Below are 22,655 nucleotides of genomic sequence, written 5' to 3'. Positions count from 1 at the left end.
TCGATTTTTATGATGAAAATTGCTTTTACTGTCTTAGCAGGGTTTGTGTTCGTTTTCGCTTTTGATTTAAAATCGTTTGCTCAGGCAACAGAAGGGCCGATTATTTTTAAAATTGATACAAAAAACAAAGCCCAGGTAATTGAAAACTTTGGAGCAGCAGGCTGCTGGTTCTCAGAGGGAATCGGGAAATACTGGCCGGAGCAGAAAAAGGAACAAATAGCAGAATGGCTTTTTAGCAAATCTTTTGATAACAAAGGAAATCCCAAAGGTATCGGACTTTCAGCCTGGCGCTTTAATATTGGCGGCGGGACAGCAGAGCAGGGTGACAGCAGTGGAATTAAGGACTTTCGAAAACGAGTTGAATCTTTTCAAAATCCGGACGAAAGTTATGACTGGAATAAGCAGGCTGGGTATGTGTGGTTTGTCAAAAAAGCAAAATCTTATGGCGTAGAAAATCTGATCGCATTTTCAAATACCCCGCCGGTACAATTCACTCAAAATGGCCGTGGCTTTAAAACTGAAAAAGATTACAAATCAAATCTGAAACCCGATAAATATGGTGCTTACGCCGGATTTCTTGCGGATGTGATCAAACATTTTGATGCCGAAAATTTACATTTCAATTATATAAGTCCGGTTAATGAGCCACAATGGGATTGGTCGAACAAGCCCGGACAAGCCAGTCAGGAAGGTACTTCATGGAAGAATGAGGAAATTTATAAAGTTACCACGGCACTTGACAGTGCATTAACTGCACAAAAACTTTCATCGAAAATTATGCTTGTGGAAGCTGGCATGCTGAATTATTTATATGCAGGTTCCGGTAATACCAACCGCCAGATCCAGAGTTTCTTTGGAAAAGAGAGCAAACTGAAAGTGCGGAATCTGAAACATACGTCTGACTTCATTGGCGGTCATAGCTATTTTACGGAAAATGGTGATAGCAGTTTGATAAAAATCAGAAAAAATGTAGCCGACACTACGAGGAAATATGATGTAAAATTTTGGCAAACGGAATATTCCATGCTGGCTGATGGTTTTCGCGAAGGCACAAAAGAAAAACGTTCAGCGATTGACTGCGCCCTATTTCTCGCGAAAGTGATTCATAATGATCTGGTCGTAGGTAATGCGTCGGCATGGCAATTATGGAATTCCTATGAACCCGGCAGCCCGGATTATGATACCCGTTATTTTCTTATCGCATTAAAACCCAACGAAAAACATACCGACGGAGAATATTTTCAAACGAAAGGATTATGGGCGTTCGGGAATTTTAGCCGTTTTATTCGTCCGGGAATGCAACGATTAATTGTGGATCGAAGTGATAAAATATCTGATCTAAAAGCGGCTCAAAATGTAATGTTATCGGCTTATACAGATGCAAAAGGCAAAGTTATCGTTGTAGCAATTAATTACACAACATTAGAAAAACGAGTAAAAATTGACCTTGCTAATGCTGGTAAATCCTCAAATTTGAAAAAATATATTACCAGTGCTTCGGAAGGCGATAACCTTAAACCATATCCTGTTCAGAAGTTAAAAGATGAAGTGATTTTGCCGGCACGGTCGGTTGTGACGATGGTTGTTGAGTGAAATAGTAGTTCACAATTTATCAAACCAGTTTTAAATGTTGGTTTTCTAATATTACATTAAAATATATATTCGCATTTAACGCCTTGAAGACTTTTAAAATGGTATCAATACTTGCACTATTAACGCTACTTTCCAATTTCGAAATCTGCGCTTTCTGAACGCCAACAAGTTGTCCAAGCTGTTCTTGTGTCAAATTGCGTTCCTTTCTTGCTGTTCTAATCATTTGGCCCAGGACATCCATTTTTAATTCGTATTCATAATCTTCTCTATCTACGCTTCCCGCTTTTCCGATGTATTTATCTTTCATCTCGGCTAAGGAGTACGATATTGTTTCAATGTCTGCCATAACGTTATTTTTTAAGTTTGCTTTCGAAGTATCTTGTTCTGATTTTTATTGCTCGTTGAATTTCGTTGGCAGGTATTTTATCAACCTTTTTGATCAAGCCATGCGTAGCGAAAACTAATGTTTTTTGCTCATTTGTCTTATCCCAAAATGCCAACATCCTTATTTGTTGTCCTTCAAATCGCGTGCGAAATTCCCAAATATCACCTTGTAGTTTTTTGAACAACCTGGGGTCATTGGTTTGTTGTGCAAGATCAATATTATAAAAAATTTTTCGAACCGCCTTACGATTAAGGCTGGCTAGAAAGTGATCCGCTTCTTCTAAAAATCGTGTGTGAAAGTACTGCAAACTATTTTAATAAAAATAAATAAGTTTCTAAATTTAGAAACTTATTATCAAACGAAAAAGGAGTATTCCAAATTTGAATACGATTTTCAATCCATATTCTTTACCTTTGCACCTAATGAAAATATTCAAGCTCACATTAAGTCTTTACATTTTACTATTGTCGTGCTTTCCGTGCGGTGATGGACTGGAATGCAATGGCAAAGATGAGCTGAAAATTTCTGCTTCTGTGGAGCATAAGAATCATTCACACGAAAGTGAATCCTGTACGCCATTTTGTACATGCAGCTGTTGTGCAGCTTCTACTTTTTTTCAATTTTCGGTTCCAGCGGTTAAAATTCCAAAAGCTGTTTTTGCCGCAGTAAAATTTCCGCTTTACGCTGATTGTTTCCGTCCTGAACTTTCCTTCTCCATTTGGCAGCCGCCAAAGATTGCCTGATAACATCTTATTTTTTGGTAAAATTTTGAGGTATTGAGCCGTTGAGGTTCTATGTCAAAATTCCGCCTGTTTGTTATTTTGGCAATTAAATTTTCATGTTAGATAAAATCATTCATTTCAGTATCTATAATAAGTTTATTATAGGCCTGTTTATGCTGGCATTAATCGCTGTTGGAGGTTATTCGCTTAGCAATCTGCCCATTGATGCACTGCCTGATATTACCAATAATCAGGTGCAGATCATTACAACTTCCCCAACGCTGGCAACGCAGGAGGTTGAACAATTTATTACCTATCCGATTGAGCTGGCAGTAAAATCAATTCCAAAAATTGTGGAATTGCGTTCAGTAAGTCGGTTTGGGCTTAGCGTGGTTACTATTGTTTTTGAGGAAAACGCTGATATATACTGGGCTCGTGCACAAATTTCAGAACGACTGAAAGAGGCAGAAAGTAAAATCCCAAAAGGTCTTGGAAATCCTGAACTGGCGCCGATAAGTACCGGACTGGGAGAAATTTATCAATACGTAGTTTTTCCGCAAAAAGGTTTTGAAAAACAATACTCTGCAACAGAATTAAGAACAATCCAGGATTGGATCATTCGTCCGCAATTGATCGGAACACCTGGTGTGGCAGAAGTCAATACATTGGGCGGAAGTCTGAAACAATACGAAATCGCGATTGAACCGGACAAGTTAAAGGCGATGAATACGACCATCGCAGAAATTCTGGATGCACTGGAATTGAATAATGAAAATACCGGCGGTGCCTATATTGACAAAAAACCGTACGCTTATTTCATCAGAGGAATTGGTATGGTTAACGGTATTGATGCGATCAATAAAATCGTAATCAAAACAAAAAACGAAATTCCGATTTTGATACGTGATGTCGCTACGGTTCAGATCGGCAGCAGCATTCGTTATGGAGCTGTTACAAAAGATGGAAAAGGAGAAGAGGTAAGCGGAATGGTGATGATGCTGAAAGGCGAAAACAGCGCCGAAGTAGTGTCCCGCGTCAAGGAAAAAATGGAACAGATCAAGAAATCTCTTCCCAAAGGCGTTTCCATCGAAGCATTTGTCGATAGGACAAAACTGGTAAACCGCGCCATTGGAACCGTTGAGAGAAATCTTTTGGAAGGTGCTTTAATCGTTGTTTTTGTACTGATCCTTTTGATCGGAAATCTTCGCGCCGGACTAATTGTCGCTTCGGTTATTCCGCTGTCGTTGTTATTTGCAGTGAGTATGATGCATTTATTTGGCGTTTCAGGCAATCTGATGTCGCTCGGGGCCATTGATTTTGGGCTTATTGTTGATGGTGCTGTGATCATCGTGGAATCGATTATTCACCGGTTGCAGGTTAGTGTTAAAGGGAAATTGACGTCTGAGGAAATGGATGCCGAAGTATACGAAGCCTCTGCGAAAATCCGTAGCAGTGCCGCTTTTGGAGAAATTATTATCCTGATCGTTTATCTGCCAATTTTAGCACTTGTTGATATCGAAGGCAAAATGTTTGGTCCGATGGCGCAAACGGTTTCGTTCGCAATTCTTGGTGCATTCATTCTTTCGCTGACTTACATTCCGATGATGACCGCGCTGGTATTGAAAAAACAAACCGGGCATGAGATCAATATCAGCGACAAGATCATTCATTTTTTTCAGCAGATTTATCAACCATTACTTACCAAATCGTTGCGTTTTAAAGGATTGGTATTATCCGTTGCTGTGGTGTTTCTCATTATTTCTGCCTTCGTCTTCAACTCTTTGGGCGGTGAATTTATACCAACACTAGACGAAGGAGATATCGCTACAAACCTTGTGATAGCATCCGGAAGTTCACTATCTCAGGAAATTGAAGCGACCACAAAAGCGGAACAAATCCTGAAAGCCAAATTTCCGGAAGTGAAAATGATCGTCACCAAAATTGGGAGTTCCGAAATTCCAACAGATCCGATGCCGATGGAAGTTGGTGATATGATTATCATTTTAAAGGATAAAAAAGACTGGACTTCCGCGAAAACCAAGGAAGAGTTGATGGAGAAAATGTCAGAGGCTTTGGAAGCAATTCCTGGTGCTTCCACCGAGTTCTCTCAACCGATTCAAATGCGATTCAATGAGCTGATGACAGGCGTAAGGAGCGATGTCGCGGTCAAGATTTTTGGAGAAGATCTTGAAATGCTGGTTAGTAAGGGCGATGAAGTTTTGAAAATCATCCAGGATGTAAAAGGTGTTACAGAAGCCAAAGCGGAAAGAGTAGCAGGATTGCCACAAATAACGGTTCGTTATAACAAAGACAAACTGGCTTTATACGGACTTAATGTTGGAGATCTGAATAAAGTTATCAGAACCGGTTTTGCCGGAGAAGTTGCCGGTGTGGTTTATGAAGGCGAAAAACGTTTTGATATGGTTGTTCGGTTGGCTCAGGAAAAGAGACAGGACATTTCCAACCTGAAAACGCTTTTTGTTTCACTTCCATCCGGTAGCCAGATTCCTCTGGAACAAGTAGCAGATATTGCCTATGAACCGGGCCCGATGCAGATCAGCCGTGAAGACGGAAAAAGAAGAATTGTGGTAGGATTTAACGTTCGTGACCGGGATGTAAAAAGTGTGATTGAAGAAATCCAGAAAAAACTGGATCAAAAATTAAGCCTCCCGGCTGGCTATTATGTGACTTATGGCGGACAATTTCAAAACCTCATTCAAGCCAATGAACGTTTGGCCGTTGCAGTTCCTGTCGCCTTGCTTCTGATTTTTGTATTGCTGTTTTTTACATTTCGTTCCGTTAGTCAGTCGCTTCTGATTTTCTCAGCCATTCCTTTTTCGGCAATAGGCGGCATATTTGCTCTTTGGATTCGGAATATGCCTTTCAGTATTTCGGCCGGTGTTGGTTTTATTGCATTGTTTGGTGTTGCGGTGTTAAACGGGATCGTTTTGATTGGTTATTTCAATCAGTTGAAAGCCGAAGGATTATCCGATATCATGCAGCGAATCAAGGAAGGAACCAGCGTTCGTCTGCGTCCTGTTCTGATGACCGCGGCCGTTGCATCGCTTGGTTTTCTTCCCATGGCATTAAGTACAAGTGCAGGCGCGGAAGTGCAAAAACCTCTCGCTACCGTGGTAATTGGCGGTTTGATCAGTGCTACTTTGTTGACAATGATTGTTTTACCAATTCTTTACTGGTATCTGGAAAATAATTTGAAAATCAAGAAATCAGGTATCATAACTGCCGTGATGATTTTGCTTTTTATTGGGTTTGATACAAATGCACAGTCAATTCCTAAATTGAGTTTACAACAAGCAATTGAATTAGGATCAAAAAATAATCAACTGATTTCGGCAGGTGAGTTGGAAATAAAGATGCAGTCAGAGTTGAGAGGAACTGCTTTTGATATTCCAAAAACAAATATCGGTGGTATGCTGGGACAATATAATACCAAGGCTTTTGACCAGAATTACGAAGTTTCACAAACTTTCAGTCCTTTCCAATATGGAGCCCGAAAGGAGCTTTTAAACAGTAACCTCAAAGGAAGCCAGATGAAACTGGAACAGTCAAAAAAGGAAATAATTTATGCAATCCGGCAAAACTGGATGACACTTTTGTATTTGACCAAACTAAATAATTCGCTTACAAAACAGGATAGTATTCTTGGTCAATTTGTGAAAGCTGCATCACTGAGATTTCAAACCGGCGAAACAAATCTGCTGGAAAAGACAACTGCGATCAGCAAACAACAGGAAATCCAGCAACGGATTAAACAAAATGAAAGTTTGGTATCCGTTGGGAAATCAAAGATCAGATTATTGCTAAATCTCAATACTGATTTTATTGTAAGTGATACTGTGTTTTCAGCCGCGCCCGTCAGTACTTTATTTGACACAACAGCCATAAATCAAAATCCTGTTTTCCTTCATGCGTTACAACAAGTAGAAATTGCAAAGGCTAATAAAAACCTTGAAAGGACGTTGCTAATGCCGGATTTTACTGCCGGATATTTTATTCAGTCGCTTACCGGAAACCAGGATATTAATGGGCAGAATATCAATTACAATGGTTTTCCGCGGTTTCAGGGTTTTAAGGCGGGTATTGCAATTCCGGTTTTTTCAAAGAGCTACCGTTCAAAAGTTCAGGCCGCGGAAACCAACATTCAGTTGCAGAAAAAAAATGTGGATTATCTTCAGTCACAACTTCAAAATCAGTACCAGCAGCAGCTGACTCAGCTTTATACTTACCAGTCGCTGATTGAATACTACCAAACTTCGGCTATCCCCAATGCCCAGACGATTTCTTCCAATGCCTCCAAAAGTTACCAGAGCGGAGAAATATCTTATGTCGAATATCTTCAGGGCATTCAAATAGCGCTTGATATTAATATGAATTACCTGAAAGCAATTGCAGATTTCAACCAGGCTTATGTAAGCCTGCAATATTTATTAAATCAATAGTTGAAAATCATGAACAGAAAAACCATTATATATTTTAATATTTTGCTGGCAGTTTTGGTAGTGCAGGTTATGTTTTCCTGTAAAAATACCTCTGGTGATAAGGCTGAAGAGGAGGAGAAACCTAAAACAGAAGAGAAAAGCCTGGATTTGGAAAATAAAGAAGTCGCGCTGACACAGGCTCAATATGATGCCTCTGATATTGTGCTGGGAACGTTTGAAAGTAAAAATCTGAGTGAAGTAATCAATGCCAATGGTTATACCAAATTACCACCGCAAAATCAGGCGGATGTTTCTGTCTTTATGGCGGGTATTGTGAAGTCAATCAAGGTTATTGAAGGCGAATTTGTCAAAGCCGGGCAAACCATTGCAACGCTGGAAAGTCCGGAGTTTACCCGGCTTCAGGAATCTTTTCTTATTTCAAAAAGTAATACTGAATTTTTAGCTGCTGAATTTGAAAGACAAAAAACATTGTCGGATGAGAATGTCAATGCCAAAAAAGCTTTTCAAAAAACAAAAGCAGATTTTGAAATAGAAAAGGCGCGTTACAATTCTCTTCAAAAACAGTTGAACATGCTGCATATCAATGGATCCGGGTCGGGGAATATTGTTTCTACCGTTTCGGTCACGGCTCCAATTTCGGGTTATATCACAGAAGTTAATATCAAAATCGGCAGTAATGTTCAGCCGGGGAATTCACTTTTTAGTATTGTAGATAATACCAAAATGCATGTGGATTTGTTGGTTTATGAAAAAGATCTGCAAAAGGTAAAACCAGATCAAACGGTACGTTTTGTCCTGACAAATCAGGATAATGCAGAAATCCGCGGAAAGATTTTCAGCGTAGGCAAGGCATTTGAAAATGAGACGAAATCCGTCGCCGTTCATGCTGATATACTGAACGACAAGCAGATATTGATTCCTGGGATGTATGTCAATGCGCTAATTGATATCGGAAAAAATAAAGTAAATGCGTTGCCTGTCGATGCCGTGATCAAAGCAGATGGGAGAGAATTTATTTTTGTTTTGGAAGATGAAAAGGATAAGAAAGAAGCTCAAGAGAAGTCATACCATTTTCAGCGAATCGAAGTGAAATCGGGTACAACACAACTGGGTTATGTTCAGGTAACACCTTTGCAGGTTTTGGGAAAAAATGCAAAAATTGTTTTAAAAGGATCTTATTACATTCAAAGTCATCTCCTTAAAAGTGACGGAGGTGGAGGACATGAACATTAAGTTTTGCTGACACGTTGATAAAAGATAAAAGAGGAAATTATGTACAGTATCATTACAGCAACAATATTATTAGGCCTGGTGCACGCGCTCATTCCCAACCACTGGCTGCCTTTGGTTGCAGTGGCGAAAGCCGAAAAATGGGAGCGTCCGGAGCTATTGAGTGTTGCTTTTATAATAGCGTTGGCTCACGTGGCCGGTACAGTGGCACTGGGAATAGTTCTTGGCATTATCGGAACAAGGCTGGCGGGGAAATACAACGAATTTGTAGATATTATCGCGCCTGTTTTGCTGATTATTTTCGGTTTGATATACTTTTCTGTCAACCTTCCGCATCACCATCACGGTGAGCAGGAAGATGTAAAACAGTATGAAAAATCACGAACAAGATGGATTTTGATTTTCGTTGGGATTATGTTTTTATCACCTTGCCTTGAAGTGGAAAGTCTTTTTCTTTCTGCGGGAGCTTTCGGTGTAAAAAGTGTTTTAATACTTGCCGCTGTTTATGCAGTTACAAGTATTGCAGGAATTGTAAGCCTGGTCATGCTCGCATTTAAAGGAATTCATCTGGTGGATACCCATTTTATTGAACACAATGAAAAGCGCATCACCGGAGTTATTCTGATTTTGGTTGGTATTATCACTTTTTTTCTTCATTAATATAAAAAAGCTAAGTTCCATATGCAAAGGAACTTAGCTTACTTTATTTTGACAGCTTTAAAGTTTTTTCCGGTCTAAGCTATGGATTGAAATGTTTCGACCTTATTCATAAGATCTACCACGTTTGTCACCTGCATTTTACGGTAAATTTTGAATTTAACGGTACTTATCGTGGAAGGCGCAAGATTCAATTCCCTGGCAATTTCGGCGGTACGGCATCCTTTAAGAAGTAACTGCATGATTTCAGATTCCCGGACTGAAAGCAAATTTACAAGATCATTTTCGACCATTCCTTTCAGTAAGAAATCTGTAAGTCCGTCGTCCATATATTTCCGTCCTTTGATAATGGTATTAAATGCGGACTGGAACTCATGTTTCGACATGGTTTTAAGGCAAATCCCGTCAACTCCCTTTTTTAGATAAGGCAGAGCCCAAACTTTTTCATTCTCTTCGCCAAGAACTAAAATTTTAACAGAAGGCTGAATCCGGCGAATTCCTTCAAAACTATTTAAATTGGTCAGGTTTGATAAGCGAATATCAACGATAAGGACATCAAAATAGGATTTTTTTAAAACCGCAGGAATATTTTCCCAGCTATCGGCTTCTTCAATATATACGTTGTCGGCATATTCCTTAATAGAAGCAGCGATACCCAATCTGAAAAAGTCATTTTTTATTAAAATTAATATTCTTGTCATCTTTAATTCTGATTAATAAGTGTATGGAATAAATGAATAGATCATTTCCTGAGTCCTAACCGGAGTGACGTAATTGCTATTTATGCTTTTAATTCCTTTAATTCGAGTAGGTTACGGACAACGTCATTGATTTTCGTTGTAACAATTATACTTACCGGAATTAAAGATTTTCCTGTAATAAGATTGAGTTTTTCTAACCATTGGATACTTTCAGAAGTGTACAAAATGATCCGTAAAGCCGGTTTGCTTTTATGGAGATAGCCCAGGAAATCAAGAATCTCCATATCCGGAACATTAAGGCGGACAACCAGCAAATTATTGCTGTCTTCTGTCAAAGGTGCTTTCTTTCCAAATGCCAGTTTTCTGAAAACATCGCTAATGCCAACAGCCTCTTCAATGTATACTTCCTCTTTATGTAATTGCAAAAGATCTACCAGTTTGGTATGTGTGTTACTTTGCAGATCATAAACAAGAAGTCGTTTCATAACGGTTAAATTTTGATTTCAGGTTCAGGAAATCATGATTTACAGAAAGATGACTTATGGACGTCAAGTCAAAACTTAGTTAAACAACATGATTGTCTTGATGAGGGTAAGATAAATTTTCATTTTTGCCGGAAGCTATTTGAACCCTAAATTAGTATGGTTCAAATAGCTTTGTTTCCGGCCGTTAGCGTGTGAGTAGTGCAGCCGGATTTGAGTATTTGTTTTTTGCCATAGAGTGTGTCTGTTAAAGTGGTAAATGATACCTTATTCTTACTATCAAAGCTAAGGGAGATTTTTATATGTATTTGTCGAGATCGGATTTCCATTTTGTAGAAATATCTCTATGTCATTTTGTTGATTCTACCATTGAATCTTTTTGGAAAGGTGTGGAACAGTTATATTAAGACAGATGGAGTTGTTTTAACTGCTTGTCAACCAGAAGAAAATATAGTAATCGGTATCTGGAAAACGATTAAACAACCATGGTAATGATGCAAGGCAAATAGAATTTTTTTTAATGTGTTGAAGGTCAGAAGTTCTTCAAAAGGGAAACTTTTTTAGATAATTCAATTTCGTCTGACACGTCAAGTTTATCAAATATCCTGCGCTTATAAGTACTGATGGTATTTTCTTTAACCTTTAAAATGGAAGCAATTTCTTTTGTCCATTTTCCTTCGGTTAAAAGCTGCATGACCAGCATTTCACGCGGAGATAAAGTCATTATGGGATTTTTAAGACCCTTTGAGTTGTTATCTCCCAGATTATTCAACAACGTTTGTTGAATACGGTAACTTACATATTTTCCTCTGTTCATTAAGGCCTTGTAGGCGGCCTGAAATTCATCGTGAGAAGCCTGTTTAGAGAGAAATCCATCTGCACCTGCCTGCATATACGGCAAAGCATATACTTGTTCGTCATATCCGGAATGAATCAGGATAAGAATGTCAGGCTGTCTTTGGCGCACCATTTCCATCATTCTGATATTTTCTCCCCCCGGAATGTCAATATCAAGGATCAATAAATCAAACTTTTCATTTCCCAACAATGAAAGCCCCGCGGGGAAACTATCAGATTGGGTCACATTTGCCTTAGGATCTGTATCAAAAATCAGGTGTCCGAGGCCCATTCGGATTAAAGGGTGATCCTCGATAATTAAAATGTTCATAAAATAGTGCAGATGTTGTTTAGCAACAAATCTAATTATTTATTAGCTGTTAAAGTATCGAAATATATCTACAAGAGTTATCCATTTAATGACAATTTTAACGAATGTATCTTCGTATTTTTCTTTTACACAGTGAAATGATTTTTTTACTTATAAAAGTAAAAGCAGTACCTCATGTTTTGGTGTCAAAAAAACAAATCGGTATATGACAGGAATGTATGATTTGTTTAAATAGTGATGCTTTAACAGGATTTTAAGGAAAATTATTCGTCTTAAATCCGAAAAATAAAACAAAAACGTATATTGTAAATCGTTAAAATTTCCTTGCCGGTATCTCGCATTTTTAATGTCTTAAGACAAAGTTGTTATGAAGCATATTGTTTTGGAAAGCCAACTCTTTTTCATTAAAATGTGCTTCAATATTTAATTTGGTCAAAATTGTCTTTTGTGAAATTTATTGGTATATTTAATGATATACTTCAATTAATTATTTCAACTATTGTGCTTCTTTCCAAATTGATAAAAGATGTTTGAATGTGAATATACATAATAAGAAAATGCATTGTTGATATCAATCTTCTGATTTTTTTCGATTTATTTCTATACTTGATTGAGATTTGTAATGCTGCGAAGAACATATTACCAATGATTTAATAAAAAAAGAATAACCCAAAAATCAATAATTATTTAGTAATGAGCATAAAACCAAACCTCTTAAATATTTTCCTTTTTCTACTGATTTTTACTTCGTCCAAAGCTATAACCCCCGATTCTATCCGTGTTACCCTGACAGAAGGAACCAACATGGCCATTGCGCTTTCGCCCGATAAAAAAAGTATCGCGATGGATATTCAGGGAACTATCTGGCTTATGTCTGCTGGCGGTGGAAAGGCAGTTGCTTTAACAGATGCCTTAGGTGATTGCCGCCAGCCAACCTGGTCGGCGGATGGAAGTCAGATCGCATTTCAGTCGTACCGGGATGGAAATTTCCATATCTGGAAAGTCAATAAAGATGGAAGTGCTTTAACACAACTTACTTTTGGGGTATATCATGACCGCGAGCCGCATTGGTCGCCCACAAAAAATGAAATTGTTTTTTCTTCCGATAGAAGCGGAAATTATGACATATGGAAAATTGATGTGGACAAAAGAAATCTTACGCAGCTTACCGCAGAGCCTGGAAATGATTACTTTCCTTCCTTTTCGTCAGATGGATCAAAGCTTGCTTATGTTTCTGAGCGGAATTCTGCTGCCGGATTGTATATTCTTGAATCAAATTGTGAGCCCAAATTACTGGTTCATAGTAAGGAAAAGTTGTTTTCCCCTGTATGGCATCCGAGCGGAAAGCAGGTCATTTTTAATAGTCTTTTACCACAAGGAAGTCAGTTGGAACTTGTAGCTGTGGGCGGTGGCGACTGGCAGACTTTATCGGATAAGTCGGATGATGTATTTCCGTTTAAGGCAAGCTGGATTTCGGATACAGAATACTTGTATACAGCAAATGGCCAGATCCTACGTGCACATTTGGGTGAAACGAAAACGACAAAAATCCCTTTTGAAGCCGAAGTCATTTTAAACCGTAAAAAATATATTACAAAGGTTCGGGATTTTGATTCAAAGAAACCGCAACCTGTTCAGGGAATACGAAGCCCGATTGTTTCTCCCGACGGAAAAAGTATTGTTTTTACTGCCTTAGGTGATTTATGGATTTATAAAAAGGGAACTGGGAAACCTACTCAGATTACGAACGATATCTTTATCGATGTAGATCCGGTATGGTCGCCTGATGGGAAAAAACTGGCCTATACCAGTGATAAAAAGGGCAATATGGATTTGTATGTGAGAGATCTTGTAACTGGAAAAGATACTTGTTTGCTGGATGCCCCGGATAACTTGAAATTTCCTTCCTGGTCGCCGGATGGATCGAAAATTGCTTTTTATCAGGCTGATCCTAAGTCACTTGGTAAAAATGTACTCAATGTAATGGAGTTGGGGACTGGTAAAAGTGCTACGATTTACGGTTCTCTTTTCGAAGGTTCGCAGCCAGGTTGGGCGCCAGATGGGAAATATATTGTTATTTCTTCTCTCGAAGCATATTCGACAAGATTCAGAGAAGGACTCAGTAAAATCCTGATCATTCCGCTTGACAAGTCGCCGTCAAGATTTGTTTCACCGGTTCCTGAACGTACGCTTGCAACAAGAGGAAAGAATGGTCCGGTTATTTCCCCCGACGGCTCAAAAATCGCTTATATTCTTGATAATATTTTATGGATTGTACCTGTTGATCCTCAATTAAATATTGTTGGACCGCCTAAAAGATTAACCAATGAGCTGGCCGAAGCGCCTAGCTGGTCAGGAGATTCCCAAAAAATAGTTTTTCTGGCGACTGATATGTTGAAAGAAGTATCTGTTGCGGACGGTGAAATTAAAATGATCGATATGAATTTTACCTGGCAGAAAAAGCAGCCGGAAGACCGGTTTGTGATTCATGCAGGAAAAGTTTTTGACGGTCGATCCGAAAAATATCTGGAAAATGTTGATGTGCTGATTGAAGGTGCCCGGATTAGAAAAATTACACCGCACCGTGCAGGCGCTTATGGAAATGCGAAAATTATTGATGCTTCAAAACAAGTATTAATTCCCGGACTTTTTGAAATGCACACACATCAAAATGCTCAGATGGGTGAAAAGGGGGGTAGACTTTGGCTGGCATACGGCATTACTTCTATCCGCGAACCGGGTACCGATCCATACGACGCGCTGGAAAGAAAAGAATCATGGAATAGCGGAAAAAGATTGGGGCCACGCACTTTTTTTACAGGCGGACATATGGAAGGAAGCCGGGTTTATTACAACCGGAGCACAAGTAATGTGGGCGGTGGGCAACTGGATCTGGAACTAAACCGTGCTGTAAAATTGGGTTATGATCTGATTAAAACTTACGTTGGCCTGCCGGATAACCTTCAAAAAAGAGTGACGGAATTTGCTCACCAAAATGGTTTGCCGGTAACGTCGCACGAGATTTATCCTGCAGTGGGGAATGGTGTGGATGGTGTGGAACATATGGGGGCCACAAGCAGAAGAGGATATTCTCCCAAGCTGACTGCAATGAACAATACCTATCAGGATGTGCAGCAGCTTCTTATCAAATCCGGAATGTATATCACGCCAACAGTTTCGCTTCAGGGTGGTTTTACTGCTTTGGCAAAAAATGACACCAGTTTTTTTAGTCATTGGCAATACAGTAAATTCTATACGGAAAAGTTGAAAACTGACCTTCAGGGATCTGCTTCCAGAATGAATGAAAGCACTTATTCCAATGTTGAAAAAACATTATTTAATCTGGTCAGATCTGGTGCGAAAGTGACTTTGGGAACTGATTCACCCATTATTCCTTCCGGATTTAGCTTTCATGCTGAACTGCAATGCTGGGTTAAAGCAGGCCTCTCACCATTTGAAACTTTAAGAGCCGCTACCTTGTGGTCGGCGCAGGAAATAGGCGTGGAGAAAGACCTTGGAACTATTGAGCCAGGTAAATTGGCAGATATAGTACTGGTTGACGGTGATCCTTTAAGCAATATTAAGGATGTGCTGAGAATAAATGGTGTATATAAAAACGGAGAATTTTTTGATTTGAAAAAATTAAAAACAGGTTTCTAATGAATTCTGGTGTATCATTTTTCAGGATAAAGGTCTAAAATAATTTTGCACAAACTCCGTCTGATATTCATAATCCGGCATGGCATAATTATTGCACTTGCCCTATTTATATATCGAAATTGTACTATTTCTGACTTGTTTATTCTGAGTAAGTGAATCCACAAGAATTCCCCAAAATGATTTTTTGTCGAGTCGGGTTTTAGCAGGTTTACAACCCTTCGTTCTGGCATAGTTGTTATAATTGATCCAATCAAATTTGATTCAGTACTGGTGATCTTGGGAATATTATTGCAGTTAAATATAATCCTGAAAGTCGCGTAATGTGAGTCAGCTTGCCGTATTCCCTATTTCTCTAAATTATTTAATGTTGATTTCAGATTTTATATCAGGCCTCTTTTGGAGATTCCGATTTAACTGAAGTCTAAAAAATTTGGAAGTATTACATTTTACTTCTTAGAAATTCGTGTGCTTTTATTAAAGTGATTTATTAACCGGACTTTATTTTACTATAACTGACAACTGATTATTTACTTCCAGACAGCGTTAATATTATGATTCAACTACCTAAAAATTTACTGTGTTTTTCACACTTGCGTTGGGATTTTGTATATCAGCGTCCACAACATCTGATGACCCGGTTTTCTGAATTTTCAGCTGTTTATTATCTTGAAGAACCTGTCTTCGGATCATTTCAGCATTCTTTTATAAGTTTTTCTCAAAGGCTTCCAAATCTTTGGGTTTGTGTACCTCATCTACCTAAGGGAATGGATAAGGCGGAAATCAATAAAGAGCTTAGATCTTTGTTAAATGTATTTTTTGTCAACCGGGATATCAAAGATTTTATGTTTTGGTATTACACGCCGATGGCGCTCGAATTTTCGTACAAGTTTGTACCGGGATTGACGGTGTATGACTGTATGGATGAATTGTCGGCGTTTAAATTTGCTCCCGATGAATTAAAGGATTTAGAAAGAAGGCTTTTCAACAAAGCGGATATTGTTTTTACAGGTGGACAGTCGCTCTATGAGGCCAAAAAACATCAGCATTACAACATACATCCTTTTCAAAGCAGTATCGACAAAAAGCATTTTGCAAAAGCGAGGTCAAAGGAATCAGAACCGGCAGATCAAGCAGCTGTGATAGGGCCAAAACTGGGTTTTTATGGTGTTATTGATGAACGTTTTGACACAGATTTGATCAGAAATATTGCGGATGCACGCCCGGATTGGCAAATTATGCTTATTGGCCCTGTGGTTAAAATTGATCCCGCCGGATTACCAAAAAATAAAAATATTCACTATTTGGGATCAAAAAAATATGATGAACTTCCATTTTATCTTTCCGGATGGGACGTTGCCCTGGTGCCGTTTTTATTGAACGAATCGACACGTTTTATAAGTCCGACAAAAACACCGGAATATCTGGCTGGAGGAAAGCCGGTCGTTTCTTCGGCGATAAGGGATGTTGTAACTCCTTACGCAAAAAATAAGCTTGTTTCCATCGGTGTGGATGCAGATGATTTTATAGTTGCTATTGAAGAATTACTGGCAAACCCTGAAAATGAGGTTTGGCTTAATAAGGTTGACGAATTTTTGGCTGACAATTGCTGGGATAATACGTTTCGTTCTATGATGGAGCTTATGAGCAGTACGCTTGAAAGTAAAACAGCGCAGGTTTCTCTTGCAAGTGAATAAGGGAATTCTCATTATAAATTTTAGTAATTATTAATGTCTAATCAAGTGATCGAAAACCCGTTTAGATCTTTCTGGATGGCTGGATTTGAATGTACGGATCAATTAAATGCTTTTGGAAACCGCGTTGATTTTCTTCATGTAACCTCTCATCTTGAAATGTTGCAGCAGGATTATCAAAATCTGGAAGCATTTAATATTAAAACGGTGCGTGAAGGTTTGCGATGGAGCCAGGTTGAGAAAGTACCTTATAAATATGATTTCAGTACTTTTCAACAAATGCTGGAAGTGGGTAGGAAGAATGGTATTCAGCAGATCTGGGACATTTGTCATTTTGGATTTCCTGATGATTTAAGTCCCCTACATCCGCATTTTACAAGAAGATTTGCAGCTTTATGCAGGGCTTTTGCATTATTTTATAAATCACTGGGATATAGTGAACCACTTATTGTAACACCAATCAATGAAGTAAGTTTTATGTCCTGGCTTGGCGGAGACGTAGCCGGAACTTCTCCTTACTGTCATAATAATGGATGGGAAGTGAAATATGGCTATATGAGGGCATATATTGCTGGTGTCAAGGCCCTGAAAGATGTAGATTCTACTATAAGAATTCTGACCACGGAACCTTTGGTAAATGTTGTTGCGAATCTTGATGCAACGCCATCGGAAATTCAGGATGCAAAAAATAATCATGAATTGCAATACCAGTCACTGGATATGCTTTGTGGTAGGATTTGCCCGGAATTGGGTGGGAAACCAGAATATCTGGATATGCTTGGCTTCAATTATTATTATAATAATCAATGGATTCTTAGTCCGCATAAGATTTTAGGATGGAATGACGAGGTGCCTTATCCGTATTTGCGTCAGTTGTCAGACTTGCTTCATGAAGCTCATAAACGGTATAACAGACCAGTCGTTTTGACCGAAACAAGCCATCCTGGTATCGATCGCCCGCTTTGGATCAAATATGTTGTAGCTCAGATTTTGACAACAATCCGTGAAGAAATTCCATTTTGGGGGATTTGTATTTATCCAATAATTGACCGCCCCAATTGGGATCATCCAGACAAATGGCACCATTCTGGTTTATGGGATATGGACCCGGCTGTAGGGATCAAAAGCCGGATTTTACATGAGCCTTCGGCAAAAGCAGTGATGGAAGGCCAGATATTATTGTCTGCTCAATTGCGAGAAGCAGCTAATCAGAAGGATTTCAACATTCAAAAAAAAGGAGCAGTTATTCTTTAATTGTTGGATCATGGTTTTGGTAATTGTGTAATAATAAGGTATTTTACGTCGTAAATTATGGGACAAATATCAGCATTGCATAGCCATATTGGCAAAATGAAAAGTGTAAAAGTGGAGGAATTCGGGTCTGGTTTAATTGTTGCAACACATCCGGATGACGAAACGCTGGGTTGTGCGGAACAGTTGCCCTGATGCGGAAAAAATGGAATTCCAGTTCACTTTTTATTTGTGAGTGATGGAAGTATGTGGTACCCGAACCCGAAAAAATATCCCTCTGAAAAATTGACCAGGGTAAGGGAACAGGAGGCAAAAACTGCTGTTTTAATCCTGAGAGCTGAAATAGCCCATATGGAATTTTTGCGGTTAAAGGATTCAATGGTCCCGCATGAAAATGATAATCAGTTTCAGGAAACTGTTGAAAAGATTGTAAAAATTATCGATGATCTTCAACCGAAAACTGTATTTGTTCCCTGGCAAAAAGATCCGCATCGTGATCATCAGGCAACATTGGGAAATCATGTTTGAGGCTGTAAACCGGGCAAAAATGAAACCAAGATTTCTGGAATATCCCATATGGCTTTGGGAGTTAGGGAAACCGGAAGACATGGAACTATTAGACCAGATGAAAAAAATTACCGTAGATATTGAAGAAACTTTGGAAGTGAAAAATACGAGGCAACGCTTCGCGCGATTCCTAATCTAACAGCCTGTTCAGTAACGTGAATCGATTGTAGTCCGCATCCATCAAAAGCCTGCGGACGGTACCGATATGGGCGACGTCTGGTACTAACTGGATTTCTTCAATATGAAGATTGGAATCAGGATATATTTTCTGATATGTTCTGGCAAAATCTGCGGATTTATCCGTGCAGTTATTCGCTAAAAGCAATACCTCATATTCGGAATGTGATAGTTGTAATCCTTCGCTGTCCTTTTTATTACGAAGTGCTTCCAGTGTGTTAAATAAATTATCCTGCTCATTTCTTACAGGTAAAATAACCGATAATTTAAGATGCTGAGAAGGGGGGATGGTATAAAATAAAGATGAAGCCATTAAAGGCTCATTTTCTGCCGTTTCCTCAGAAAAAGTTTGTACCATAAATTAGTTGAACAATTAAATTGATAGATACTTACTCGCAAAAATCATAACCAGTCAGGAATAATTTTGACAAGTATTAGTAAAAACTATGCCAATAAATATTCCCGCTTTTTTCACTGGTTGTGAGCAGAAATTGAGATTAAACAGAAAAATTAATGAGTTTGAAAAGGATGAAATCCTGCTAAATAATAACAATGGATCCTAAATTTTAAAATGAGGAAATTTGAGGGAAAAGGTGTGAAGAATATTCCGGAATTTGGTAAGTAAAACCACGCCGGTTTTACACAGTATCAACAGGCTGAACATTAATTATCAGATATTTATATAAATTTGTTCTTGGAGAATTATTCATATATCTTATGATAATTTAAAATCAATTCAGAACACTAACAAAATGGCTCTTCCTGATATTTTTACAAAATCGGTAACTGATGAAGTAATTGAGCGGATAGATAAGCTTACGGGCAAAAGTCAGCCATTGTGGGGGAAAATGTCCGGTGCACAAATGCTGGCTCATTGCTGCGTTTCTTACGAATATGTGTATGATAATAACCATAAGCCTCCTGGCAAATTCATGAAGTTTATTCTGAAAATGTTTGTAAAAGATAAGGTTACAACAGAAATTCCTTATACAAGAAATGGTGCTACTGCGCCGGATTTTGTTATAAAAGGAGATAGGGATTTTGAGAAAGAAAAGGCACGGCTAAAAGAATATATCGAGAAAACGCAGGAGCTTGGCGTCGATTTTTTCGCAGGACGAGAATCTCATTCCTTTGGGAAATTAACTATTAAGGAATGGAATAATATGTTTTACAAACATCTGGATCACCATTTGACTCAATTTGGGGTTTAGATTTATGGATTTTTTGTTGGAATAATAAATTGAATTCGTGATATCGCGGCGTTCGTTTTTACGGAATAAATTCTGCGGCTACCACATCGTTCGTTTCCCACGGAATAAATTCCGCGGCTACCACATCGTTCGTGCCTCTGGCACTGTGTGGATTTTTTTGTATCATATTATAATTCCGTAGCTATTCCATCTTTCGTTTCCACGGAATAAATTCTGCGGCTACCACATCGTTTGTTTCCCACGGAATAAATTCCGCGGCTACCACATCGTTCGTGCCTCTGGCACTGTGTGGATTTTTTTGTATCATATTATAATTCCGTAGCTATTCCATCTTTCGTTTCCACGGAATAAATTCTGCGGCTACCACATCGTTCGTGCCTCTGGCACTGTATGGATAATTTTATTTATTACGAACAATTCCTGCGGTTTTCATATTCATTTCGGGATTAAAAAATGCCGTCAGGCATGATCGATATCGTAGCCGCGGAATTTATTCCGTGGTTGTGGTTGATGATTTATCGAATTTAAAAAATGCCGTCAGGCATGACCGATGTGGTAACCACGGAATTTATTCCGTGGTTTGTGGCGGATTTATCTGGAGAAAAAATGCCGTCAGGTATGGCCGATTTTAAGGAATATCAACCAACCTGATTTACATTAAATCTTCAAACAAATATTTCTTGTTATGCTCAACCTCAAATTTGGTCAATAACTCCAAATACTCTTCACTGAAACTCCTTTTTTTATGATGCTCCTCCTGGTTCTGAATATATTTAAAGATAGTATCAACCTGCGAATGACTATACGAAAATGCCCCGAAACCCTTCTGCCACTCAAATCGATGTTGCAATAATCTACTTTCATTCACCCACTTTGAAGATTTTGCCTTAACACTTCTCATAACATCCGATATTGAAATCGCGGGATTTAATCCGAAAAGACAATGAACATGATCTTCCACGCCATTTACGATATAGGTTTTACAGCCGGTTTCATTTAATAAATTTCCAATAACACCGATAAAATCTTTTTTCCATGCATTACTAATTACCGCATTTCGAAATTTTACCGCGAAGACGCTGTGTACATAGACTTGATGATAAGTATTTCCCATATCTTATTGATATTAAGTGACTAATATCAATAAGACGGGAAATATTTAAAATGTCTCTTTAATCGGGTTAATCAATTTCTATTTATGATTCTTTCTGGCTTTATATTCTTTAAACCTTTGATTGTATTCGTCTAATTGTTCAGCCTTGAAGCTCTTTTTTAGATTTTCAGGCAAATCCAGCCGTTCCTGCATTTTTAATGTTGTGGACAATTCCACTAGTGTATTCTGTCCCTTTTTATCTTTTTCAAGATTGAAGGAATCATACAAATCGCCGCTTACGGTAAAAGCTTTAAACGAAAGCAGTGCATCGTTTACCGTGATAACCTGGTATAACTGCGTGTTGGACGCCGCTCTATCCATCCAGTTTTGCAGCCCGATATCATACATTTTCGGTCCACTTACAGAAACTACGTATATCGGCCCATCAGGTTTTTTTCTGCTTTGGCCCAGAGGCATATTAATACCCCGGCCATACGTGTGATCGTGTCCTTGTAATACCAGATCGACTTTATATTTTTTGTATAGCGGCTCCATTTTTGCTCTCCACTCATCATTATCACGTCCGTTTTTAGTAGAATAAATTGGATGGTGATGCATAACGATCGTCCAGCGCATACCATGTCCTGCGGCAACTTTCTCAAACCAGGCAGCTTGTTTGTCCATAACAGTTGAGTCCAAAATTGCTTCCTGAGAATTCAGGGAAATAAATCTTATTCCCTGATAATCAAAATAATAAGCTGTTTCAGTCAAACCTTCCGGGCCATTTTCGGGCAGGGCAAACTGCGGTCTCCAATGCATGGAGACATGTGGTTTTTTTGCCTTATCCATATAGTATTCATGGTTGCCGGGTGTCGCCAAACTTGGTACCATCCCATTTACCCAGCCACCTGCCTCAAACCATTCACCCCACTGATAGTCGGCATTGGAACTATTAATAAGATCACCTGCATGAATCATAAAATCAGCTTTTGGCAAAGTGGAATAAGCACCGCGAATCGCCCGTGACCACAAAGACCGGATATCATTTTGTGCATCACCGAAATAAAGGAATGATACCGGATCATTTTTATCAGAAGCCGTTGTAAAATGAAACCATTCACTCCAGTATTTTCCTTCGCCAACGCGGTACATATATTGGGTTGCAGGCTTAAGTCCCGTAAAGTCAACCTCATGATATTGCACCTGTTTTCCGTCCAGAACAATAGCAGTTGTTTTTGCATCAACACTTTTTGCATTGGATTGAAAATCAGGCGAAGGATCAGCCTCGTGAATCATAGCCACTGCTTTTATAATTGTGGAATCCGTTCGCCAGTTTATTGCCTGAGAATGAGCGGCATCACCTTTCCAGCCAAGAATAATCCGGTCGGGGAATTTGGACGCTGGATAGGATTTATTTTCCTGAGCAAAAACAATTGCCGGCAAAAGCGCCAGGCCAAAAGTTATGAATAGAATAATAGGATTATTTTTTGGTGAAAATAACATTGCCAGTTTGCATTTAGTTAAGTAGTATAGCTGCAATAGTACTTTTTAAGTTTAATAGTAGGCTATAAAGCAATGTTATGATAATGTGAATAATGCTTTTGTTT

General features: G+C 38.7%; 21 protein-coding genes. 12 read left to right on the top strand and 9 right to left on the bottom strand.

The genetic code is table 11. From position 1 onward, the window contains the following. The first annotated feature begins 9 nt into the window (after window positions 1-9). Complete coding sequence (locus FDK13_RS05125; RefSeq protein WP_137338917.1) at window positions 10-1,593, top strand: glycoside hydrolase; 1,584 nt, start codon at window positions 10-12, stop codon at window positions 1,591-1,593. Window positions 1,594-1,612: 19 nt separating this feature from the next. On the opposite strand, the gene FDK13_RS05120 is transcribed toward FDK13_RS05125, so the two are convergent. Both FDK13_RS05120 and FDK13_RS05115 read right to left on the bottom strand, forming a co-directional pair. Further along, window positions 1,613-1,939 carry a helix-turn-helix domain-containing protein gene (locus FDK13_RS05120; RefSeq protein WP_137338916.1) on the bottom strand — a complete coding sequence of 109 codons (327 nt, stop codon included), beginning with the start codon at window positions 1,937-1,939 and terminating at the stop codon, window positions 1,613-1,615. 4 nt (window positions 1,940-1,943) lie between these two features. Further along, window positions 1,944-2,285, bottom strand: coding sequence for a type II toxin-antitoxin system RelE/ParE family toxin (locus FDK13_RS05115; protein WP_137338915.1), 342 nt, complete (start codon window positions 2,283-2,285; stop codon window positions 1,944-1,946). 115 nt (window positions 2,286-2,400) lie between these two features. Between FDK13_RS05115 and FDK13_RS05110 the strand changes: the two genes are divergently transcribed. The 4 genes from FDK13_RS05110 (at window position 2,401) to FDK13_RS05095 (ending at window position 9,050) form a co-directional block, all read left to right on the top strand. Then, on the top strand, window positions 2,401-2,721 hold the full coding sequence (locus tag FDK13_RS05110; RefSeq protein WP_137338914.1) for a DUF6660 family protein: 321 nt from the start codon (window positions 2,401-2,403) through the stop codon (window positions 2,719-2,721). A gap of 95 nt (window positions 2,722-2,816) precedes the next feature. Further along, complete coding sequence (locus FDK13_RS05105; protein WP_137338913.1) at window positions 2,817-7,160, top strand: CusA/CzcA family heavy metal efflux RND transporter; 4,344 nt, start codon at window positions 2,817-2,819, stop codon at window positions 7,158-7,160. Between the two features lie 9 nt (window positions 7,161-7,169). After that, a complete protein-coding gene (locus tag FDK13_RS05100; protein WP_137338912.1) occupies window positions 7,170-8,393 on the top strand; it encodes an efflux RND transporter periplasmic adaptor subunit in 1,224 nt (407 codons plus the stop codon). 39 nt (window positions 8,394-8,432) lie between these two features. Further along, complete coding sequence (locus tag FDK13_RS05095) at window positions 8,433-9,050, top strand: hypothetical protein (RefSeq protein ID WP_137338911.1); 618 nt, start codon at window positions 8,433-8,435, stop codon at window positions 9,048-9,050. Between the two features lie 74 nt (window positions 9,051-9,124). On the opposite strand, the gene FDK13_RS05090 is transcribed toward FDK13_RS05095, so the two are convergent. The 3 genes from FDK13_RS05090 to FDK13_RS05080 all read right to left on the bottom strand — a co-directional run bounded on the left by FDK13_RS05090 (window position 9,125) and on the right by FDK13_RS05080 (window position 11,398). After that, window positions 9,125-9,748: a LuxR C-terminal-related transcriptional regulator gene (locus FDK13_RS05090; RefSeq protein WP_137338910.1), complete on the bottom strand. Its 624-nt coding sequence runs from the start codon at window positions 9,746-9,748 to the stop codon at window positions 9,125-9,127. 80 nt (window positions 9,749-9,828) lie between these two features. Then, the gene (locus tag FDK13_RS05085) at window positions 9,829-10,233 is read right to left on the bottom strand and encodes a hypothetical protein (protein WP_137338909.1); all 405 of its coding nucleotides are present in this window, start codon (window positions 10,231-10,233) and stop codon (window positions 9,829-9,831) included. Window positions 10,234-10,762: 529 nt separating this feature from the next. After that, window positions 10,763-11,398, bottom strand: coding sequence for a response regulator transcription factor (locus tag FDK13_RS05080; RefSeq protein ID WP_137338908.1), 636 nt, complete (start codon window positions 11,396-11,398; stop codon window positions 10,763-10,765). A gap of 693 nt (window positions 11,399-12,091) precedes the next feature. Here FDK13_RS05080 and FDK13_RS05075 point away from each other — a divergent pair. The 6 genes from FDK13_RS05075 (at window position 12,092) to FDK13_RS35295 (ending at window position 18,706) form a co-directional block, all read left to right on the top strand. Continuing rightward, window positions 12,092-15,058, top strand: coding sequence for a DPP IV N-terminal domain-containing protein (locus FDK13_RS05075; RefSeq protein ID WP_137338907.1), 2,967 nt, complete (start codon window positions 12,092-12,094; stop codon window positions 15,056-15,058). Window positions 15,059-15,609: 551 nt separating this feature from the next. Further along, complete coding sequence (locus FDK13_RS05070; protein WP_137338906.1) at window positions 15,610-16,752, top strand: glycosyltransferase family 1 protein; 1,143 nt, start codon at window positions 15,610-15,612, stop codon at window positions 16,750-16,752. 33 nt (window positions 16,753-16,785) lie between these two features. Then, the gene (locus FDK13_RS05065) at window positions 16,786-18,003 is read left to right on the top strand and encodes an amine oxidase (RefSeq protein WP_137338905.1); all 1,218 of its coding nucleotides are present in this window, start codon (window positions 16,786-16,788) and stop codon (window positions 18,001-18,003) included. A 57-nt stretch (window positions 18,004-18,060) separates the two neighbouring features. Next, a complete protein-coding gene (locus FDK13_RS36375) occupies window positions 18,061-18,195 on the top strand; it encodes a hypothetical protein (protein ID WP_262711806.1) in 135 nt (44 codons plus the stop codon). A gap of 15 nt (window positions 18,196-18,210) precedes the next feature. Continuing rightward, on the top strand, window positions 18,211-18,528 hold the full coding sequence (locus FDK13_RS05060; protein ID WP_262711809.1) for a PIG-L deacetylase family protein: 318 nt from the start codon (window positions 18,211-18,213) through the stop codon (window positions 18,526-18,528). 19 nt (window positions 18,529-18,547) lie between these two features. Further along, window positions 18,548-18,706, top strand: a complete 159-nt coding sequence (locus FDK13_RS35295) for a hypothetical protein (protein WP_170982710.1) — start codon at window positions 18,548-18,550, stop codon at window positions 18,704-18,706. On the opposite strand, the gene FDK13_RS05055 is transcribed toward FDK13_RS35295, so the two are convergent. Then, window positions 18,698-19,102: a glycosyltransferase family 2 protein gene (locus FDK13_RS05055; protein ID WP_137338903.1), complete on the bottom strand. Its 405-nt coding sequence runs from the start codon at window positions 19,100-19,102 to the stop codon at window positions 18,698-18,700. The genes FDK13_RS35295 and FDK13_RS05055 overlap by 9 nt on opposite strands. Before the next feature lie 394 nt (window positions 19,103-19,496). Here FDK13_RS05055 and FDK13_RS05050 point away from each other — a divergent pair, with 394 nt between their 5' ends. Next, window positions 19,497-19,955 (top strand): DUF1569 domain-containing protein, encoded by a 459-nt coding sequence (locus tag FDK13_RS05050; protein ID WP_137338902.1) that lies wholly within the window; start codon window positions 19,497-19,499, stop codon window positions 19,953-19,955. 181 nt (window positions 19,956-20,136) lie between these two features. Here FDK13_RS05050 and FDK13_RS36370 read toward each other — a convergent pair whose 3' ends face one another. The 3 genes from FDK13_RS36370 to FDK13_RS05040 form a co-directional block, all read right to left on the bottom strand. Further along, window positions 20,137-20,262, bottom strand: a complete 126-nt coding sequence (locus FDK13_RS36370) for a hypothetical protein (RefSeq protein ID WP_262711805.1) — start codon at window positions 20,260-20,262, stop codon at window positions 20,137-20,139. A 345-nt stretch (window positions 20,263-20,607) separates the two neighbouring features. Further along, on the bottom strand, window positions 20,608-21,069 hold the full coding sequence (tnpA, locus tag FDK13_RS05045) for an IS200/IS605 family transposase (protein ID WP_137338901.1): 462 nt from the start codon (window positions 21,067-21,069) through the stop codon (window positions 20,608-20,610). A gap of 78 nt (window positions 21,070-21,147) precedes the next feature. Next, window positions 21,148-22,551: a purple acid phosphatase family protein gene (locus FDK13_RS05040; protein WP_137338900.1), complete on the bottom strand. Its 1,404-nt coding sequence runs from the start codon at window positions 22,549-22,551 to the stop codon at window positions 21,148-21,150. Between the last annotated feature and the right edge of the window lie 104 nt (window positions 22,552-22,655).

Source organism: Dyadobacter frigoris (assembly GCF_005280585.1).
Taxonomy (GTDB): domain Bacteria; phylum Bacteroidota; class Bacteroidia; order Cytophagales; family Spirosomataceae; genus Dyadobacter; species Dyadobacter frigoris.
Note: the sequence above shows the minus strand (reverse complement) of the source record. Positions and strands in the feature narration are given on the sequence as shown.

Excerpts from the sequence above, each read along its gene's own strand:
- FDK13_RS05125 (WP_137338917.1), top strand. The coding sequence starts at position 10 with ATGATGAAAATTGCTTTTACTGTCTTAGCAGGGTTTGTGTTCGTTTTC.
- FDK13_RS05120 (WP_137338916.1), bottom strand. The coding sequence starts at position 1,939 with ATGGCAGACATTGAAACAATATCGTACTCCTTAGCCGAGATGAAAGAT.
- FDK13_RS05110 (WP_137338914.1), top strand. The coding sequence starts at position 2,401 with ATGAAAATATTCAAGCTCACATTAAGTCTTTACATTTTACTATTGTCG.
- FDK13_RS05105 (WP_137338913.1), top strand. The coding sequence starts at position 2,817 with ATGTTAGATAAAATCATTCATTTCAGTATCTATAATAAGTTTATTATA.
- FDK13_RS05100 (WP_137338912.1), top strand. The coding sequence starts at position 7,170 with ATGAACAGAAAAACCATTATATATTTTAATATTTTGCTGGCAGTTTTG.
- FDK13_RS05095 (WP_137338911.1), top strand. The coding sequence starts at position 8,433 with ATGTACAGTATCATTACAGCAACAATATTATTAGGCCTGGTGCACGCG.
- FDK13_RS05090 (WP_137338910.1), bottom strand. The coding sequence starts at position 9,748 with ATGACAAGAATATTAATTTTAATAAAAAATGACTTTTTCAGATTGGGT.
- FDK13_RS05085 (WP_137338909.1), bottom strand. The coding sequence starts at position 10,233 with ATGAAACGACTTCTTGTTTATGATCTGCAAAGTAACACACATACCAAA.
- FDK13_RS05080 (WP_137338908.1), bottom strand. The coding sequence starts at position 11,398 with ATGAACATTTTAATTATCGAGGATCACCCTTTAATCCGAATGGGCCTC.
- FDK13_RS05075 (WP_137338907.1), top strand. The coding sequence starts at position 12,092 with ATGAGCATAAAACCAAACCTCTTAAATATTTTCCTTTTTCTACTGATT.
- FDK13_RS05070 (WP_137338906.1), top strand. The coding sequence starts at position 15,610 with ATGATTCAACTACCTAAAAATTTACTGTGTTTTTCACACTTGCGTTGG.
- FDK13_RS05065 (WP_137338905.1), top strand. The coding sequence starts at position 16,786 with ATGTCTAATCAAGTGATCGAAAACCCGTTTAGATCTTTCTGGATGGCT.
- FDK13_RS36375 (WP_262711806.1), top strand. The coding sequence starts at position 18,061 with ATGGGACAAATATCAGCATTGCATAGCCATATTGGCAAAATGAAAAGT.
- FDK13_RS35295 (WP_170982710.1), top strand. The coding sequence starts at position 18,548 with ATGAAACCAAGATTTCTGGAATATCCCATATGGCTTTGGGAGTTAGGG.
- FDK13_RS05055 (WP_137338903.1), bottom strand. The coding sequence starts at position 19,102 with ATGGTACAAACTTTTTCTGAGGAAACGGCAGAAAATGAGCCTTTAATG.
- FDK13_RS05050 (WP_137338902.1), top strand. The coding sequence starts at position 19,497 with ATGGCTCTTCCTGATATTTTTACAAAATCGGTAACTGATGAAGTAATT.
- FDK13_RS36370 (WP_262711805.1), bottom strand. The coding sequence starts at position 20,262 with ATGATACAAAAAAATCCACACAGTGCCAGAGGCACGAACGATGTGGTA.
- tnpA (WP_137338901.1), bottom strand. The coding sequence starts at position 21,069 with ATGGGAAATACTTATCATCAAGTCTATGTACACAGCGTCTTCGCGGTA.
- FDK13_RS05040 (WP_137338900.1), bottom strand. The coding sequence starts at position 22,551 with ATGTTATTTTCACCAAAAAATAATCCTATTATTCTATTCATAACTTTT.